The organism is Timaviella obliquedivisa GSE-PSE-MK23-08B (assembly GCA_019358855.1).
In the GTDB taxonomy this organism is placed as follows: Bacteria; Cyanobacteriota; Cyanobacteriia; order Elainellales; family Elainellaceae; genus Timaviella; species Timaviella obliquedivisa.
Map to the genome: position 1 here is coordinate 14878 of JAHHII010000014.1, position 15049 is coordinate 29926.

The 15049-nt window shown below is 47.7% G+C and carries 19 protein-coding genes and 1 pseudogene; 8 read left to right on the forward strand and 12 right to left on the reverse strand.

The annotated features are described in order from the left end of the window. Positions 1-4 precede the first annotated feature (4 nt). The 4 genes from psbV to KME11_19335 form a co-directional block, all read right to left on the reverse strand. A complete protein-coding gene (gene psbV / locus KME11_19320; GenBank protein MBW4517361.1) occupies positions 5-496 on the reverse strand; it encodes a cytochrome c-550 in 492 nt (163 codons plus the stop codon). A 192-nt stretch (positions 497-688) separates the two neighbouring features. Continuing rightward, positions 689-1174 (reverse strand): DUF29 domain-containing protein, encoded by a 486-nt coding sequence (locus KME11_19325; protein ID MBW4517362.1) that lies wholly within the window; start codon positions 1172-1174, stop codon positions 689-691. 57 nt (positions 1175-1231) lie between these two features. Continuing rightward, positions 1232-1726 carry a YajQ family cyclic di-GMP-binding protein gene (locus KME11_19330; GenBank protein ID MBW4517363.1) on the reverse strand — a complete coding sequence of 165 codons (495 nt, stop codon included), beginning with the start codon at positions 1724-1726 and terminating at the stop codon, positions 1232-1234. Positions 1727-1774: 48 nt separating this feature from the next. Then, positions 1775-2191: an MAPEG family protein gene (locus KME11_19335; GenBank protein ID MBW4517364.1), complete on the reverse strand. Its 417-nt coding sequence runs from the start codon at positions 2189-2191 to the stop codon at positions 1775-1777. A gap of 145 nt (positions 2192-2336) precedes the next feature. Between KME11_19335 and KME11_19340 the strand changes: the two genes are divergently transcribed. Then, the gene (locus tag KME11_19340; GenBank protein ID MBW4517365.1) at positions 2337-2744 is read left to right on the forward strand and encodes a hypothetical protein; all 408 of its coding nucleotides are present in this window, start codon (positions 2337-2339) and stop codon (positions 2742-2744) included. Between the two features lie 81 nt (positions 2745-2825). On the opposite strand, the gene KME11_19345 is transcribed toward KME11_19340, so the two are convergent. Both KME11_19345 and KME11_19350 read right to left on the reverse strand, forming a co-directional pair. Further along, complete coding sequence (locus KME11_19345; protein MBW4517366.1) at positions 2826-3206, reverse strand: hypothetical protein; 381 nt, start codon at positions 3204-3206, stop codon at positions 2826-2828. 578 nt (positions 3207-3784) lie between these two features. After that, complete coding sequence (locus tag KME11_19350; protein MBW4517367.1) at positions 3785-5008, reverse strand: glycosyltransferase; 1224 nt, start codon at positions 5006-5008, stop codon at positions 3785-3787. Positions 5009-5119: 111 nt separating this feature from the next. Between KME11_19350 and lipA the strand changes: the two genes are divergently transcribed. Genes lipA through KME11_19365 form a run of 3 tightly spaced genes read left to right on the forward strand, consistent with a single transcriptional unit; the run spans position 5120 to position 6559 of the window. Continuing rightward, positions 5120-6010, forward strand: coding sequence for a lipoyl synthase (lipA, locus tag KME11_19355; protein MBW4517368.1), 891 nt, complete (start codon positions 5120-5122; stop codon positions 6008-6010). A gap of 46 nt (positions 6011-6056) precedes the next feature. Continuing rightward, a complete protein-coding gene (locus KME11_19360; protein ID MBW4517369.1) occupies positions 6057-6245 on the forward strand; it encodes a hypothetical protein in 189 nt (62 codons plus the stop codon). After that, positions 6242-6559 (forward strand): type II toxin-antitoxin system PemK/MazF family toxin, encoded by a 318-nt coding sequence (locus KME11_19365; GenBank protein MBW4517370.1) that lies wholly within the window; start codon positions 6242-6244, stop codon positions 6557-6559. Before KME11_19360 ends, KME11_19365 begins: the two co-directional genes overlap by 4 nt. A gap of 255 nt (positions 6560-6814) precedes the next feature. On the opposite strand, the pseudogene KME11_19370 reads toward KME11_19365, so the two are convergent. The 3 genes and pseudogenes from KME11_19370 to KME11_19380 all read right to left on the reverse strand — a co-directional run bounded on the left by KME11_19370 (position 6815) and on the right by KME11_19380 (position 8121). Continuing rightward, positions 6815-7200 (reverse strand): annotated as a pseudogene (locus KME11_19370) (type II toxin-antitoxin system VapC family toxin). After that, positions 7197-7427 (reverse strand): DUF2281 domain-containing protein, encoded by a 231-nt coding sequence (locus KME11_19375; protein MBW4517371.1) that lies wholly within the window; start codon positions 7425-7427, stop codon positions 7197-7199. Before KME11_19375 ends, KME11_19370 begins: the two are co-directional and overlap by 4 nt. 238 nt (positions 7428-7665) lie before the next feature. Then, positions 7666-8121 carry a GNAT family N-acetyltransferase gene (locus KME11_19380; GenBank protein MBW4517372.1) on the reverse strand — a complete coding sequence of 152 codons (456 nt, stop codon included), beginning with the start codon at positions 8119-8121 and terminating at the stop codon, positions 7666-7668. Between the two features lie 19 nt (positions 8122-8140). Here KME11_19380 and KME11_19385 point away from each other — a divergent pair, with 19 nt between their 5' ends. Both KME11_19385 and KME11_19390 read left to right on the forward strand, forming a co-directional pair. Then, positions 8141-8329, forward strand: coding sequence for a hypothetical protein (locus tag KME11_19385; GenBank protein ID MBW4517373.1), 189 nt, complete (start codon positions 8141-8143; stop codon positions 8327-8329). Positions 8330-8463: 134 nt separating this feature from the next. After that, positions 8464-8664, forward strand: coding sequence for a hypothetical protein (locus KME11_19390; protein MBW4517374.1), 201 nt, complete (start codon positions 8464-8466; stop codon positions 8662-8664). 132 nt (positions 8665-8796) lie between these two features. Here the strand turns inward: KME11_19390 and KME11_19395 are convergent, their stop codons facing one another. The 3 genes from KME11_19395 to KME11_19405 all read right to left on the reverse strand — a co-directional run bounded on the left by KME11_19395 (position 8797) and on the right by KME11_19405 (position 11401). Beyond that, positions 8797-9630 carry a hypothetical protein gene (locus tag KME11_19395; protein MBW4517375.1) on the reverse strand — a complete coding sequence of 278 codons (834 nt, stop codon included), beginning with the start codon at positions 9628-9630 and terminating at the stop codon, positions 8797-8799. Positions 9631-9635: 5 nt separating this feature from the next. Next, a complete protein-coding gene (locus KME11_19400; protein ID MBW4517376.1) occupies positions 9636-10124 on the reverse strand; it encodes a hypothetical protein in 489 nt (162 codons plus the stop codon). A gap of 341 nt (positions 10125-10465) precedes the next feature. Further along, positions 10466-11401 carry a phosphoribulokinase gene (locus KME11_19405; GenBank protein ID MBW4517377.1) on the reverse strand — a complete coding sequence of 312 codons (936 nt, stop codon included), beginning with the start codon at positions 11399-11401 and terminating at the stop codon, positions 10466-10468. Positions 11402-11631: 230 nt separating this feature from the next. On the opposite strand from KME11_19405, the gene KME11_19410 reads away from it, so the two are divergent. Both KME11_19410 and KME11_19415 read left to right on the forward strand, forming a co-directional pair. Further along, complete coding sequence (locus KME11_19410; GenBank protein MBW4517378.1) at positions 11632-12390, forward strand: peptidylprolyl isomerase; 759 nt, start codon at positions 11632-11634, stop codon at positions 12388-12390. Continuing rightward, positions 12390-14918 (forward strand): peptidase domain-containing ABC transporter, encoded by a 2529-nt coding sequence (locus KME11_19415; protein MBW4517379.1) that lies wholly within the window; start codon positions 12390-12392, stop codon positions 14916-14918. The genes KME11_19410 and KME11_19415 overlap by 1 nt, the downstream gene beginning before the upstream one ends. The last annotated feature ends 131 nt before the right edge of the window (positions 14919-15049 follow it).

Genomic DNA, 15049 nt, shown 5'->3' on the forward strand with positions numbered 1-15049 from the left:
AAGTTTAGTAATAGATTTTGCCGCCGCCCCATTTGTCGCCCACCACTTTGGGCTGAAGCAGAATGTGTCCAGCGATCGCCACCAGATCATCTTCTGTCAAGTTCCGCATCTTAGGAAAGATGTCGGTACTTTGGGTGCTAGGGTGTAGCTCGGCAATGGATTCCAGACCATCATAGGTGGTCGGGTTTTTCATATAATCGACCAAAGAGTCGAGATTGTCGCGGCGAGGGGTTGCCAGTGCCAAAGACTCTGGCTCTAGCCCCACGTTGGGGTCGGTCTTGGTGACTCCACCCGCATGGCACTGACCACAGGCATAATTAAACAAGCGCTTGCCCGCCGCCACCTGCTTGAGATTAAGGGTGACTGTTCCTCCGGCTTCGTTCAACGCTACGGTTCGAGTCGCCGCATCTAATTCAGCAGCGATCGCTCCCCCCGTAAACATCTGGAAGGCAAGGAATACAGCGACCACAACTAGCCCGATGCATTTCTTAAACATGGTTCTCCTTCAAAACGTCCTCAAGATCGGATGTTCAACATTATGAGTCCAACACAGCGAAGCTCAATCTCTGCCATCGTATAGGATTCAGCAGATTGAGCCTACTCTCAATATCATGCCACTGAATGGACGCTTTCCCAAGACGAAATAATGACCAATTGACCGACTGCTCGCCAGATTTGATCCCTGCTTCTAAGCGTCTGGCTCGTCAGTCAATGTACTCATTTCCCCAGAGTAAAAGCGACTCTCTAAAACCTGACTTAGCGGGTAAGGACATAGCAACGGAAAAGTTTGCTTGGGCAGGTCAGTTTCACCCATGGCTAGATCTTTGCCATTTTCGTAGGCTTCCGGCAACGTATCTGCTAAGGCAGACTTAAGGCTAGGGTTTTCTTTCAGAAGCCGTAAGGTATCTCGACGCTGCACCCGAATGGTTGCAAGCCAACTGCGGCTTCGATGTGGTTGATATTCCCACTTCAACAAATGACTTAGCAACACGCTCAAACGATTACGAAGCTCTTGGCGTTGCTGTTTGCCCAAAGATTCAACCTCATCAATTAAATTGTGTAAGTCAATTTGGCTCCACTGGCGATCGCGCAGCAAATTCACCTGCTCTTGAGTCCAGGCATAGAAATCGGTTTCGTAAAGGCTCGTGGTGGGGTTAACTTCTGGCACTTGCATCAGTTTCTAACCTCAAATCTTTAACCTCAGGAAATTCTGACTTGGGCGCAAGGTTTGTTATCGATAGTTGTTAAATTGCAACGCCATCGGATAATCCTCTTGCTTGAGGCGCTGAATGATTGCCTGAAGCTCATCTTTCGACTTTGCCGAAACCCGCACGGCATCACCCTGAATTGAAGCCTGAACTTTCGTGAATTCATCCCGAATCAGCTTCGAGATTTGCTTACCCATTTCAGCAGGAATGCCTTTTTTTAGCTTAATTTCCTGCCGAACTCGGTTGCCGCTGGCAGATTCGATTTTGCCATACTCAAAGATTTTTAAGGAAAGATTTCGTTTAGCGGCCTTTTGCTGAAGAATCGTGTGGATAGAGTCGAGGGTAAATTCGCTGTCGGTATGAACGTCAATACTTTCGGCACCTAGCTCTAAAGTAGTCTTGGTGTCTTTGAGGTCGTAGCGGGCAATGATTTCGCGGTTGGTTTGGTCAAGGGTATTGACCAGTTCTTGCCGATCGTAGTCGCTGACAATATCAAAAGAATAGGAGGATGAAGCCATGGCTATTGGGAAAATTAAGGGAATTTATAAATAATTTGTACGAGTGAGCTACAGATTAACTTGCTTCAGACTCAGCCCCATCAAGATAATAATTCCTGTGGTACCGATGCCAAACATGAGCGATCGCAACAAGGGCACATTCAAAATATAGAATACCGAAAAGAAGAATCGAGCCACGACATAGGCGATCGCCACCTGCACCGCCAAAGGACTGTCTACTTTTGTGACATACGCCATTAACGCCGCCGCTGTAAATAGTGCAAACGACTCAAACGAGTTCTGATGCGCCCAGGTTGCTCGTTTAGCATAGTCGGGCAGCTTGTCAAACAGGGCGCGTGGAGTCGCTGGATCGTACCCCACCTGAACGCGCCCCAATGCCACAACCAGGAACGGCAGATAAACTAGCGCAGCCGCAGCGGCGATCGCATACAGTAACGTTGCGGATACAGAAAGTTGTTGCAACATGCTCGAAAAAGCCCTAAACACTATCTTGCTAAATTAGCGCACTTGGGGAACTGTCACAGATTTTTCTTCATCCCTAATTTCCAGAGCTAGGATGCAATTAGCCAGGTAGACCTATCCTTAAAATCTTGGCTTGTGGAGAGGGGTTATGAAAAAGCGCTTTGACTGGATGACGATTCCGACCGCGATCGCAATGACTATGGCGATCGCAACCTCCGGGTACAGTACCCCCGTGCAAACTCCCCTTGCTGCACCCATTAGCATCAGCGGCAATTCTGGCGGTTCTCAAGCGAGTCAATGTGGGTTCATCCCGACCGAACCCAACCAAGTGATTGTAGTCAATCAGCCTTCGCCGCTTCGGATTACCCTTCAAGGGCAAGGTCAGCCAACTCTCTGGATTACGGGGCCTTCCAATCGCTGCGTCATGGCAGACACGGCTGCTAATGGCACTATCGAAGTTCCAGGCGTGTGGGAACAAGGGACTTACTCGGTGTTTGTGGGAGACATGGCTCAAAGTGGTCAGCCTTTCACCTTATCTATCACTCAAGAAAATTAATTACTCAAGAAAATTAGTTCATGAAGCCAAGCAAAAAGGGGCGGATAGATTCCGCCCCTTTTTGAATTTTCGCAATTTAGGCTATTCGTCAATCTGCTTGGCAGAAACCTCGATCGCTTCTACGTCTACCGTTCCAGGAGGCGTGAGCCGATGCAAATGCCCCGCTTCAACCTTCAAAGGTTCACTGCAATTAGGGCATCGCATTTCTGTGCCATTAATGCCCGCCAACTCAAAGCTACAAACCGGGCAAGCTGCTTCCACTAAGTTCCGCTTTAGCCACCACCGGAAGCCAATGAAACCCAAGATTGGGGTGATAATTATTAACCCTAAAATGACCACAAAAGATTTAATAATCCAGCCTAACCCCAGAGAGCCAAGCAACCAAGCGATCGCCAAAAGCGTTAGCCAAAAGTTCAGCCCTGATAAGTTAAATTGCCGATTTCTGAAGCTATTTTGATTCATAGTGACCTCCCAGGGCTTTTGCAGTGACGTTCAACTTAGGCTCTCTCACAGGCTAATGGTTCTCAGCATAAAGCAACTTTTTCAAGATCTTGAATTCTGATGAATATCTCAAGATTGATCAGTTGAAGCTCGAGCTTCAAAAAAAGGCATTGCTGAATCAAAATATGAATCCTTCAAAGTCCCTTTCCTTTAGGAGAGGGATTTAGGGAGAGGTCTGTCTCGCTGCGTTGTCGAAACCTAACCCCTAGCCCCTTCCCTGCGAGGGCAGGGGAACATGATTTTCATATCGCAATTCAGCAGCGCCCAAAAAAAGTGTTTTAAGAAATTAGATCCACTCAGCGTTTCTAGCTAACTCATCAAGTATCTCAATTCACTCTGGCTTCCGAAACCCTAGCAACCGTACTGCACTTGATGGATCTCCTCACCTTAGGGAGTTGCGTGAAAATAAAACCCCAATGGGATGCATTGACTTATCAGCCCCCTAAATCCCTCACTCTGGGGGACTTTGACAGGTTCGGAAGTCCTCCAGAATGGGGGATTTAGGGGGCGGTTCGGGGCGTTATTTAATTGCAACTCCCTTATTGCTTTAAGGCATCTTGCAAGCGTTGAGTAAATGCTGTCTGACCAAATAAGTCTAGTGCCTGCTGCCGTAGCCATTGTCCATCACTCCGTCCTTGGCGCATCGCTTGCTGCTGAAGCATTTCGACACAGGCATGGGCGATCGCCCCCGCATTTCGGTGGGGCACCCGCCAGCCTAATGTTCCATCTTGCAATGGATCAGCCGAACCGTCGGCATCACCGGCCAATACAGGCACACCGCAAGCCATCGCTTCTAAATACACAATGCCAAAGCCCTCTTGCGAAGGCATCACATAAGCATCGGCAAGACGATAATGTTCGGGTAGGTCGGTTGTGGGCACAAACCCCGCAAACACGACGCGATCGCCCACTCCCAAATCTTTCGCTAGTTGCGCCAATCGCGGCTGATCATCTCCACGCCCAATCACCAAGTATTTGATGTTGGGAATAGACTGGGCGATCGCTCCTAACGCCCGAATCGTCATATCGACCCCTTTGTAAATATCCCCTGACCACAGTCTCGCCACCGTTAGCATCACTGTCGCATCTACCAAACCATAGCGCTCGACCAACGCCGCCGACTTTTCGCCCGGTGTAAAGCGATCGCCATCCACAGCACAGGGCATTAACCGAATTTTACGAGGGTCGAGATGGTTAGAAGCAGCAGCGCGATCGCGGCTATAGCGGCTGACCGTCCAAATTTCATCGGCTTGCTGTAGGGCGGTTCGTAGTGGGCGCGGCAATGGCTCCCACACTTCCTTGCCGTGAACGATGACGGTGTAGGGAATTTGCAAAGGCTGGCAAAGAAAGCGAACGAGGGGTGCCAAATTAATATGCCCACAGATGACCCGCTGAGGGCGGTTTTTGAGGATGTAAAAGCAGAGGGCGATCGCCATCCACAAGCGCCCCACTTGTACAGACTTGTGCTTGAAATAGTGAAAGTTCAACAGTTCAGACTGAAAAGGATGAGTGCAGTCTTGCCCATCTCTCAGCAAAAAAACGTCGGCAGGCTGCTTAGAGAAGCTTGAATAGCTGCGAAAAATATCATGTGCATAAGACTGAATGCCACCCTCTCGTTCAAAAATTTCTAGAAAGACGAATAGATTAACAGCAGCTTGAGAGGCGACCCCTTGCGGGTATCTCGAAGAGATCGCCTTTTGCTCAGTCCTAGTACCTGGCTCTATACCGACATTTTGATCTGCCTGAAAGTTAGAGGATTGCATAATGTCTTGATGAAATAACTCAATAAAATAACTCAATGAAATAACCCAGTGACAGTATGGGCGAAACCTCTGTAAAACTATCAAAGCCAAGAACTTGATAAAATCAACTCAATCACTCAGGTAAGCAAAACTGTGACAGTCAAACCGGAATGGCTAAGGGTTAAAGCACCCCAATGGGAGCGAGTTGGTGGCGTTAAAGAAATCCTGCGGGATTTAGCGCTGAATACAGTCTGCGAAGAGGCATCGTGTCCCAACATTGGCGAATGCTTTAGCGCTGGAACCGCTACCTTTTTGATCATGGGCCCTGCCTGCACCCGCGCCTGCCCCTACTGCGACATTGATTTTGAGAAAAAGCCCCAAGCCCTCGACCCGACAGAACCCGATCGCTTGGCTGAAGCCGTGCGGCGGATGAATTTGAACCATGTCGTCATTACTTCGGTGAACCGAGATGATTTGCCCGATGGTGGCGCTAGTCAGTTCGTTAAATGCATAGAGGCAGTGCGATCGCTTTCACCCAAAACCACCATTGAGGTGCTGATTCCTGACATGTGCGGCGATTGGGCAGCATTGGCGATCATTCTGCAAGCTCAGCCAGAAGTGTTGAACCACAATACTGAAACCGTGCCGCGACTCTATAAGAAAGTGCGCCCCCAGGGAGATTATGGGCGATCGCTCCAACTTATCCAGCAAACTCGCCAGCTTGCTCCATCGCTCTACACCAAATCGGGCATTATGGTGGGCTTAGGCGAAACTGATGAAGAAGTTCGTCAAACCTTGCAAGATTTACGGAATGCAGGCTGCGATATTTTAACCGTCGGGCAATATCTCCAGCCCAGCAACAAACATTTAATTGTCAAAGAGTTCGTCACGCCTGCTCAGTTTGATGCATGGCGAGCATTTGGAGAGGCGATCGGCTTTTTGCAGGTTGTGTCTTCGCCCCTGACCCGTAGCTCTTACCATGCAGAGCAGGTGCGGGAATTGATGGCGCAAAATCCTCGCTGATACACTGCCTTAATCTTAATTTGAATGCCTACTAGGAGAGTAAGCTATGAACGGGACATCCCAGCAAGTGTTGGATTCATTTGAACGCTTACCAGAAGTTGAAAAGCAACAGGTCGCTATTGAAATTTTGCGGCGTACACTCAGCGTTGAAGTTCCTCCCTTGAGCGAGGAGACGTTGACGTTAAGCGCCGAAGCGGTATTTTTGAGCCTTGATGAAGCCGAGTCAGAACCATGACCAGTAGTCCAAACCGAGGTGAAGTGTGGCTTGTTGATTTGGGCTATGTTGCAAAAGTTCGTCCTTGCTTGGTCGTCAGCACTGCTGTTTTTAGCAAGGAGCGGGCGCTGGTGACACTGGTTCCCCATACAACAAGGGCAAGAGGGACAAGATTTGAGGTTGACATTGAAGCTACGTTTCTACGATCGGGAGTCTTTGATGCTCAAAATCTAGTGACGATTCCGTATGTCAAGTTGATTAAAAAGCTCGGAATGCTGTTACCTGAGCAATTGGCACAGGTTGAGGAAGCGCTTTGTTTGTGGCTAGACTTATAACTAGCGATCGGTTTTTTGCAGGTTGTTTCGTCGCCCCTGACCCGTAGCTCTTACCATGCAGAGCAGGTGCGGGAATTGATGGCGCAAAATCCTCGCTGATGTTAAAGGTATGATTTATGTGAGGTTTGGAGAGGTAAAAGCGATGTCAACCCTTGAGCAAATCGAGGCAGCAATTCAACGCTAACAGTACAGACTCTTTGCAGTAAATCCATAACGTGTTCTTTGTAGTCAGCAAATAGTAAAAGGTTTTCGCTTTCATGCCCATATCCGCTGCACTGAATATGCATCAAACTTTTTATCAGTGCTAATAATGATGAGAGAGTGATTGATTGCCTGTGAAATCAACATTCGATCAAATGGATCGCCATGATGCAGCGGTAGGTAACGCACTTGAACCGTGTCGGCAAAAGAGATAGGCAGCAGGAGAATATCTGAACCCTCAATCTTGACTCCAATGGCTTCATAGCTTTGCTGAAGAAATAGTTTACCAATTTTTAATTTAATTGAGATTTCCAAAGGCTTGCAATACTGAGATAAACGAGATCAGCCGTATCAATCCGATCTCTTAGATCAACAAGGAGTTTAATATTATTCTCGGTTAGCCAGATAAAGGTATGAGTATCTAAAAGAAAAGCACTCATTCCATATATTCCCTAAAATCTTCGAGAGGTTCATCAAAGTCATCAGGCAATGGCAAAACAAATGTGCCTTCCAAAATACCCGATCGGCGTTTCTTCTGGGGTAGGGTTTCTTTGGAAATATCTGCTGAATAGTTGTTAATTAGATAGTTAGCATAATGCAAAATCTCTTTTTTAAGAGGTTCTGGCATTTTAGCAATAGCCTGAAGAATCTCTATGTCAGTTGTCATGAATACTCCGTGTTACATAACTCCTTAAGTTGTCCAGTGGCTCATCCTGACTTTGAATTACTTTTGATTATCTCTGATGCTCTACTGTATCCGGCATTTGTTGAACGATCGCCATCGTCTTAATGCTGACAGTGCAAACGCAAGGGCAAATTCTTCTTTACTATTCTTCTTTACTATAGTGAGGCTGCCGAACCGTCATGGGTTTGACCTCGTTTCAACGTTACCCATAAATTCTGACCTACAGCCTCTTGGTCATAAAAATACTGTTTGGATCTTCCCTATATGTGGAAAAAGGCGCACAGTTCTCAAAACCGTATTTCGCGTATAAATTGTGCGCTGGTTCAAAGAATGGCATTGAGCCAGTTTCTAGACTAATACGCCGATAACCTCGCAGCTTCGCTTCGTTCAAAATATGTTGAAGGAGCATCGCTGCAACGCCCTTTCCTCTATAGGAGATAGTTGTACGCATCGACTTAATTTCGGCATGATTTTTGTCCAATTCTTTCATTGCACCACAGCCGATCAGGCGGCTATCATCCCAGACCGTCCAAAATGTGATTTCCGGTTTTCTCAACCCTTCTAAATCAAGAGCGTGCTTACTTTCAGGAGGCGAAACGGATTTCATTTCTCTGATGTGCTCCTCAAGAAACTCAGCAATCTCAGAGCCAGAAAGATCGTCAATCTTTATTTCCACTTATTGCCTCACTTCTACCATGTTCCACTTATCTTTACCTTGCATTCCCAACCATCATCAAGCGATCGCCCACCATCAATCACTCAAAAATACTTGTGTCAAAGCCGCCTTTGCCTTTATGCTAATCGACACTGGTTTTTCGATACCAGTAGACAGGCTTAAGGTGAGGACGCTGGCTAGAAGTGTTGACGCACAACTAACCAGCTAACCTGACTTTCTGAGTAAGCAGAAAGCTAGGCTGTAGCGATTTTATCGTTTCACCTCGCTAATGTTACAAGTGGTCTAGGAATACCACGCCTTAAGCTTTTCTTCTCAACCCCATACATTAGCGAGGGAAATAACATGACTACAGAGTTCAACGAACTGCTGCCCGTTTCGCACGGAGATAAAGCGCAGGTGTGGATAGTCGGGACACGAGAGCAGGTGACGCATTTAATGAACGAGTTCTACGTGAAGAAGATCGCCAGCGATCGCCTTCATTTCACGCCGATTGTTCCTGCACCCTTTGCCAATGGCAAGTACATGACCGTCTTTGTGAGATAAGCAGAACAACAGAGGGCTACGGTATAGACACCGTAGCCCTTTAGCAATTAGATGGGAAGCCCCGCGCTCTATCCGCATCGGATGAGCGTCGGGATGTGAGATAGAACCTACAGATCTAAGGCAAAGTTTCATCTATTCAGGAAAAGTTTTTATATCGGCCGCTATCTTCTCATGCTTCGCGTTCTCAAACTTCTCTAAATACTTACTAATCAACTGAAACTCATCAGAAGAAGCCGCTGAACGATATTCGTCTTGAAATTCCTCTATGACTTCTGCTCCAAGTTGTGATTTCCAGAAGTAATAGAAATTAAAGTATGTTCTCCCAAAACCAAGCTCTAGCTTAGCTTCACCATTAACGGCTTCAGCTATACCCTTCTTTGCAAAAGTGTCGTTTGCCGGGTCATCGTCATCATGAAGTTCAAACCGCCAGGTTTTACGGATGATACCGTTATGCACCTTATCGAGCAGCGTTTGCATATTCTCTAGCCTTGGGTCTTTCATCGTAAAACTTTCCTGAAAATCTGAGTTCTCGGTAGCATTATTCCCAGACAAAGCATTCAACTCTAATAATCGCTCTCTTGCTTCTTCTAAAAGACTTACCAGCTTGGTATCCTCTAACTGAGTAACAAACTGCGTCTCCAGTAATTCCACTAAGTTGTCATAGAGTTCTCTACCTCTATGAAGGTTTTCAGGTTTTTTCAGCAAATCAAAACCTGCACTCAAGGTTTCGATCGCCAATTGATAGTTTTTTTGACTACAGTGATGCTCGAATGCATCAACATAATCTGCTAAGTCATCTTCCCAAGTCCAATTCTCTAGCCAATCTCCTTCCACATCATCGACATACAAATGAATATGGTCTGAGCCATAAGTTTGCTTGTCTTGCTGCAACTGTTGGGATGCTTGCAGAAACTTTCCTTCGGCTTCAATAGCTGGTTGATGAGAAGTAACTCTATCAAAGTTCATGGAGTTTAACCCGGAAAAGAAAGAGTAGAAACGAAGCTATCTTGACTATCCCTGCTCTCTTTCAAGATAACATCTGCCAAAGAGGACACATCCTCTTGGCAAGTCACCTCAGCGCTATGGCTAATCAGCAAAGCACGTTCAACGCCCCAATAAGAGCAAGTTTTGAGCCATTTTTGCTGTTTATCTATGAAATCTGGATTACGCTGATCATTTTTATAAACAGGAATTCCCTTAAGTTGTACAAAAACTGGGGAAAGTTTGCAGGGAACATAACTAGCTAGTAAATCAGTTGCCATTGATAAATCAAGAATGTACCGACGTGAGGCACATCCATTTGGTCTTGTATTGAGTTCTTGAGTTAGGGATAGAATTAAAGCCTGGTCACTTGCTTGTTGCTCTCCACCCACGAGTTTTTTCATCCATATCTCCAATTTAGAATCTTCGTTGCTAAACCAGTAAGGAAAAATCACGCTGTACCAATAGCGTTCAATCAAACTCGTAGCTCTTCGTTCAAAAAACGTCTGCATCTCGTCGGTGAGATTTAGATACGGTTTAACCTCGTATAAGTAGGTTCTAACGTCATAGTAAAACTCATTGAGAAACTCCATTAAAAACTGCTTCTGGTCAAGGAGTTCATTCTTGTATCCCAGCAAAGCATTTCCGATTTCTTTAATCCGTTTCACTAATCTAGGTTCTATTCGCAGCGCATCTTGTTTTAACCCTTGTAGCCTGGGCTTAATTTCATTTGCGCGTAATTTAACTCTGTCTACCGTCAATCAAAACCCCTTTTTGAAAACCTGAACATGAGTGGGCAGAACAACCTGCCCAGCAAGAACTAGTCTAGATGCAGAGCTTTGAGCATATGATACGTGATCAAAAGCTGAGTGATTGCCAGCGGATAGCTTTGCAGCGTTTCTCCCGTTGTTCCAATCACCTTCCCAATCTCTCCATTCCCCTCCAAGCTACAGAACTTACCCAGGTAAGGAACTTCGCTGCACAACATGCGTTCCATTTCCCGCACCTGTTCCGCTGTAGCATGACCATCGATCGCCAATACATCGACAGGTTTACCCATATCTCGCTGTAGCTCTAACCGCACGGCTGAACTCAAATCACTCCCTTCGGGCAGAATTTTATTGAGTTCGGGGTGAGGCAAAGTCGGACGCAATACTAAGTTTACATTAAGCATCAAATCAGTTTGCTGGGCGTTATCAGCCGGTGGGTAGAAGGTCGCCACCATGTCAGCCCACTGCCGCTGCGGACGAATGTACGCTTCTGAGTCATGCTCTCGTTTCCGCATTTGCTCTAGCACTTCGGCTTCGGTGTAGCCTCGTTTGCGCGTGTCCCGCTTCACTTTCCAGGCAGTGCGCAAAGTTTCGGGAGGTGCCAGATAAACCTTCACGTCGTAGCTGTCTCGCATTCCTCGCGTCGAGTAGCCTAACAGCCCTTCAACAATGACAAATTTGCTGGGCTTGATGTATTCGGGGGCATCAAACCCGCCTGTGGTGTGGTTGTAAATGGGCTTGAGGATGGGTTGCCCAGTCCGCAGTAAGGCTAAGTGCTGCTGAATAATGTCTAGATAATTGCAGTCGGGGTGCAGCGCAGAAATGCCCATCTCGGCTCTCTGGGTGCGATCGTAGCGATGATAGTCATCGGTGCAAATGGTGGTGACGTTTTCTTCACCCAAAACTTGAGCAATTCCTTTAGTAAGAGTGGTTTTACCCGCAGCGCTATCGCCAACAATACCAAGAACAATGGGGCGATCGGACATAATTTTCCTCCTAGAGGGGCGGGCAGTATGAATTGAGCGATCCCACTATTTTAAGGGGCGCAGGGATCGATATTAAGGTTAAGTTTCTTGAACAAAATTTCGCTAATCCCTCGGTTTGACAAGGTTTAGGGCAGAATTTCGTAATCTCACCGAGAGACTTCATGAAATTTGCACAAAGCACTGAGGAGATTGGGCATAATGGTTTTGCTGGAATTTTGAGTGGCTGAGGCATGACATCCGAATCTTTTCTAACGATTGATGAACAGCCCATCTCTGTGGGGCAAGTCATTCGATATTTACAAGCCAATCGCAAGCTAGATGGGTTTATTGGCGAAATTGTGCGCCAGTTTGTGATTGAACGCGAGCTTCAGGCACATCAGGAATTGGGCGTTAGTTCAGTGCTGGTTGAGCAAGCAGTTATTGATTTTCGGGTGCAGCAGCAGTTGCTTGATCCCCAACAGTTCCAAGAGTGGCTGGCAAGTAATGGGTTAACGTATGAGGCATTCCATGCGCAAATTGGCATGAGCTTCAAGCTGAAGAAATTAAAGGAAGAGGCGATTGCCCCGAAACTGCAAGAGTATTTTCTCGATCGCAAAGTTTTTCTCGATCGCGTCGTCCTTTCCCGCATTATTGTCGCCGAGCAGGAACTTGCCGAAGAACTGCATAGTCAACTTCAAGAAGGCGCTAAGTTTGAGCAGCTAGCCCGCGAGTTTTCCCTGACAGACGATCGCGTTATGAATGGGATGGTGGGGCCTGTCAGTCGCGGTACAATGCCGGATATCTTACGAGCCGCGATCGACCTGGCAAAACCGGGCGATGTCGTAGGGCCTTTGGGCTTAGAAGATCGGTGGGGCTTATTCCGGGTTGAAGAATTCATTCCTGCCACACTCGATGATCCCCAGCTTAATCAAAGTTTGCAGGATGAACTGTTCGAGCAGTGGTTAGGCGAAAAAATTCAACAACTCCCGATTAAGCTACAGGTGACTTAATGCTGACCAATGATCCCCTTGCTAAGACAGCGTGGGAAAGCCCTCCCCTTTGCTGGCTCAATCCTGAACAACAGTGGAAACTGAACAGTCAGGCGCAGTCTAGTAAGTTTGCGATGGGCGAGGTGGTCTGGTCTACTGACAAGCCAGGTCAACAGTTTTTGTTACTGTCGGGCAACGTGCGGCTGGTGCCTCTTGAAGGCAAGTCTACGATGCTGAAGGCGGGAGAATGGTTTGGCGATTTGTTGGGCTTGTCGGATGAATGGAAGGCACGGGCAGCCAGTAAGGATGTGGTGGTGCTGGTCTGGTCAGTAACGGATTGGGAAGCGCTGAATTCATCTGAGATTAACCAGTTTTGGACATCAGTGCGATCGCGCTATCAGCCCAACCATTCCACGGCTCCGCAACCTGTGACCGGATATCCGTTTATCTCTGGCATGAACACCGCAGCGGCATGTCTCACCATGCTTTCGCAGCATCTAGATACGCCTGTGCAACTAGACTGGATGCAGCGACAGTTGCGGGGACAGCGCCCTAAGCAAGTAGTCAATGCTAGCGAAAAGGCAGGCTTTCAACTACGGCGGTTGCTGATTGGCGATTGGAATGACTTACGCCAAACTAACTTCCCGGCACTCTTACGCTGGCAGCAGGATGAGCATTGGGTGGTGGCGTATGGGCTACGGGGCAATCGCCTCGTCATTGGCGACCCCATGAACCCTGGTAAAACCTGCGAGAGTATGCCTCGTCCTCTGGTCGAAGAATCTTGGGATGGGCAGCTTTGGCAAGCGGAACTGATTCAAAAACAAGAAAAATTTAACCTCACCTGGTTCTTGCCTGCGGTCTGGAAGTTCCGCAACCTTTTGTCCGAGGTCTTGCTGGCTTCGTTTACGTTGCAGCTTTTGGGCTTGGGCAGTCCGGTCATCACTCAAGTGGTGATTGATAAGGTGATGGTGCAGCAAAGCCTTTCGACGTTAGATGTCATGGCGATCGCCCTGCTGGGTATTGGCATCTTTGAGGCATTCCTGGGCGGTCTGCGGATGTTCATCTTTACCCACACGACTAACCGCCTTGACTTAGCCCTATCGGCACAGCTTTTCCGCCATCTCCTCCGTCTTCCCCTGTCTTACTTTGAAGCCCGTCGAGTCGGTGACACCGTAGCGCGAGTGCAGGAACTGGAAGAAATTCGCCAGTTCATGACCAGTACTGCCTTGACAGTGGTGCTCGATAGTATCTTCTCAGTCGTCTATCTGTTGATGATGGCGTACTACAGCTTGCCCATGACTGGGGTGGCGCTGGCGGTAATTCCTCTGTTTGCCCTTTTGACGTTAGTCGCCACACCCATTTTGCGCAACTGGCTCAACGAAACGTTTAACCGCAGCGCCGATAGTCAGTCATTTTTAGTCGAGACGATCACGGGCATTCACTCAGTCAAGGCACATGCCGCAGAGAAAACCTCGCGCGATCGCTGGGAAGGTCTCTATGCCCGCTTCATCCGTACAGGCTTCAAAGCCAACACCACCGCCAATATTAGCAATCACATTGGCGACTTTCTGACCAATTTCTCTGCCCTGCTGATCCTTTGGTTTGGGGCACGATTGGTGATTGATAATCAACTTACCATTGGTCAACTCGTCGCCTTTCAAATGCTGTCGGGTCGAGTGACTGGGCCCTTGCTGCGCCTGATTCAGCTTTGGCAGAACCTTCAAGAAGTTTTGCTAGCCGTCGATCGCATTGGCGATATCCTCAACACGCCCCCCGAAGCCGAACCGGGCACAGGTTTAACTCTGCCGCCTCTGCGCGGTGAAGTGAAGTTTGACAAAGTATTTTTTCGCTACATCGAAGAACAAGAGCCAATTCTACGAGGCGTTTCCTTTGATGTAGAACCTGGCATGTTTGTCGGCATTGTCGGGCGCAGCGGTTCGGGTAAAAGCACGCTTTCTAAGCTGATCCAGAGGCTCTACAACGCCGAAGCCGGACGTATCCTCATTGACGGCTTTGATATTAAGAGCGCTGACTTATCATCCCTGCGTCCGCAAATTTCGGTGGTGCTCCAAGAAGACTTCTTGTTCAACGGCTCCATCCTCGAAAATATCACCATGGGCAACCCTGAGGTGAGCGCCGAAAAAGTTGTAGAGGCAGCGCGTCTAGCCGTCGCACACGATTTTGTCTGCGACCTGCACAATGGCTATGACACCAACGTTGGCGAGCGCGGCACCTCTCTTTCCGGCGGTCAGCGACAGCGAATCACTCTAGCACGGATGTTCTTATCCGAGGCACCCATCCTCATTTTGGATGAAGCGACGAGTCACCTTGATGCAGAATCAGAGCAGCAGGTTTTAGAAAACCTCAAGCGAGTCTCTAAAGATCGTACTTTGTTCCTGATTGCTCACCGTTTTGCGCCTCTAAAGCGGGCTGATCTAATTTTGGTAATGGATAAAGGTGTCATTGTGGAACGGGGCACCCATGACCATTTGATTCAACAAAAAGGGGCTTATTGGTCTTTGTACCAAAGACAACAGGCTTCAGTTTAGGGGCAGTCTGCTGAGGTGCAGTTTGCATAACTTCCCTGGCATAGCGAACGTTATGCAAAAAACTCAGACCTAAATTCAGGTAATTTACCTTTATCAAGAATTTACATGGCGCTCTATTGCGATTAACCTTG

What these genes read in the sequence shown, in the direction of transcription:
- psbV (MBW4517361.1), bottom strand. Translation starts at nt 496, where the DNA reads ATGTTTAAGAAATGCATCGGGCTAGTTGTGGTCGCTGTATTCCTTGCC.
- KME11_19325 (MBW4517362.1), bottom strand. Translation starts at nt 1,174, where the DNA reads ATGCAAGTGCCAGAAGTTAACCCCACCACGAGCCTTTACGAAACCGAT.
- KME11_19330 (MBW4517363.1), bottom strand. Translation starts at nt 1,726, where the DNA reads ATGGCTTCATCCTCCTATTCTTTTGATATTGTCAGCGACTACGATCGG.
- KME11_19335 (MBW4517364.1), bottom strand. Translation starts at nt 2,191, where the DNA reads ATGTTGCAACAACTTTCTGTATCCGCAACGTTACTGTATGCGATCGCC.
- KME11_19340 (MBW4517365.1), top strand. Translation starts at nt 2,337, where the DNA reads ATGAAAAAGCGCTTTGACTGGATGACGATTCCGACCGCGATCGCAATG.
- KME11_19345 (MBW4517366.1), bottom strand. Translation starts at nt 3,206, where the DNA reads ATGAATCAAAATAGCTTCAGAAATCGGCAATTTAACTTATCAGGGCTG.
- KME11_19350 (MBW4517367.1), bottom strand. Translation starts at nt 5,008, where the DNA reads ATGCAATCCTCTAACTTTCAGGCAGATCAAAATGTCGGTATAGAGCCA.
- KME11_19360 (MBW4517369.1), top strand. Translation starts at nt 6,057, where the DNA reads ATGAACGGGACATCCCAGCAAGTGTTGGATTCATTTGAACGCTTACCA.
- KME11_19365 (MBW4517370.1), top strand. Translation starts at nt 6,242, where the DNA reads ATGACCAGTAGTCCAAACCGAGGTGAAGTGTGGCTTGTTGATTTGGGC.
- KME11_19375 (MBW4517371.1), bottom strand. Translation starts at nt 7,427, where the DNA reads ATGACAACTGACATAGAGATTCTTCAGGCTATTGCTAAAATGCCAGAA.
- KME11_19385 (MBW4517373.1), top strand. Translation starts at nt 8,141, where the DNA reads ATGTTCCACTTATCTTTACCTTGCATTCCCAACCATCATCAAGCGATC.
- KME11_19390 (MBW4517374.1), top strand. Translation starts at nt 8,464, where the DNA reads ATGACTACAGAGTTCAACGAACTGCTGCCCGTTTCGCACGGAGATAAA.
- KME11_19395 (MBW4517375.1), bottom strand. Translation starts at nt 9,630, where the DNA reads ATGAACTTTGATAGAGTTACTTCTCATCAACCAGCTATTGAAGCCGAA.
- KME11_19405 (MBW4517377.1), bottom strand. Translation starts at nt 11,401, where the DNA reads ATGTCCGATCGCCCCATTGTTCTTGGTATTGTTGGCGATAGCGCTGCG.
- KME11_19410 (MBW4517378.1), top strand. Translation starts at nt 11,632, where the DNA reads ATGACATCCGAATCTTTTCTAACGATTGATGAACAGCCCATCTCTGTG.
- KME11_19415 (MBW4517379.1), top strand. Translation starts at nt 12,390, where the DNA reads ATGCTGACCAATGATCCCCTTGCTAAGACAGCGTGGGAAAGCCCTCCC.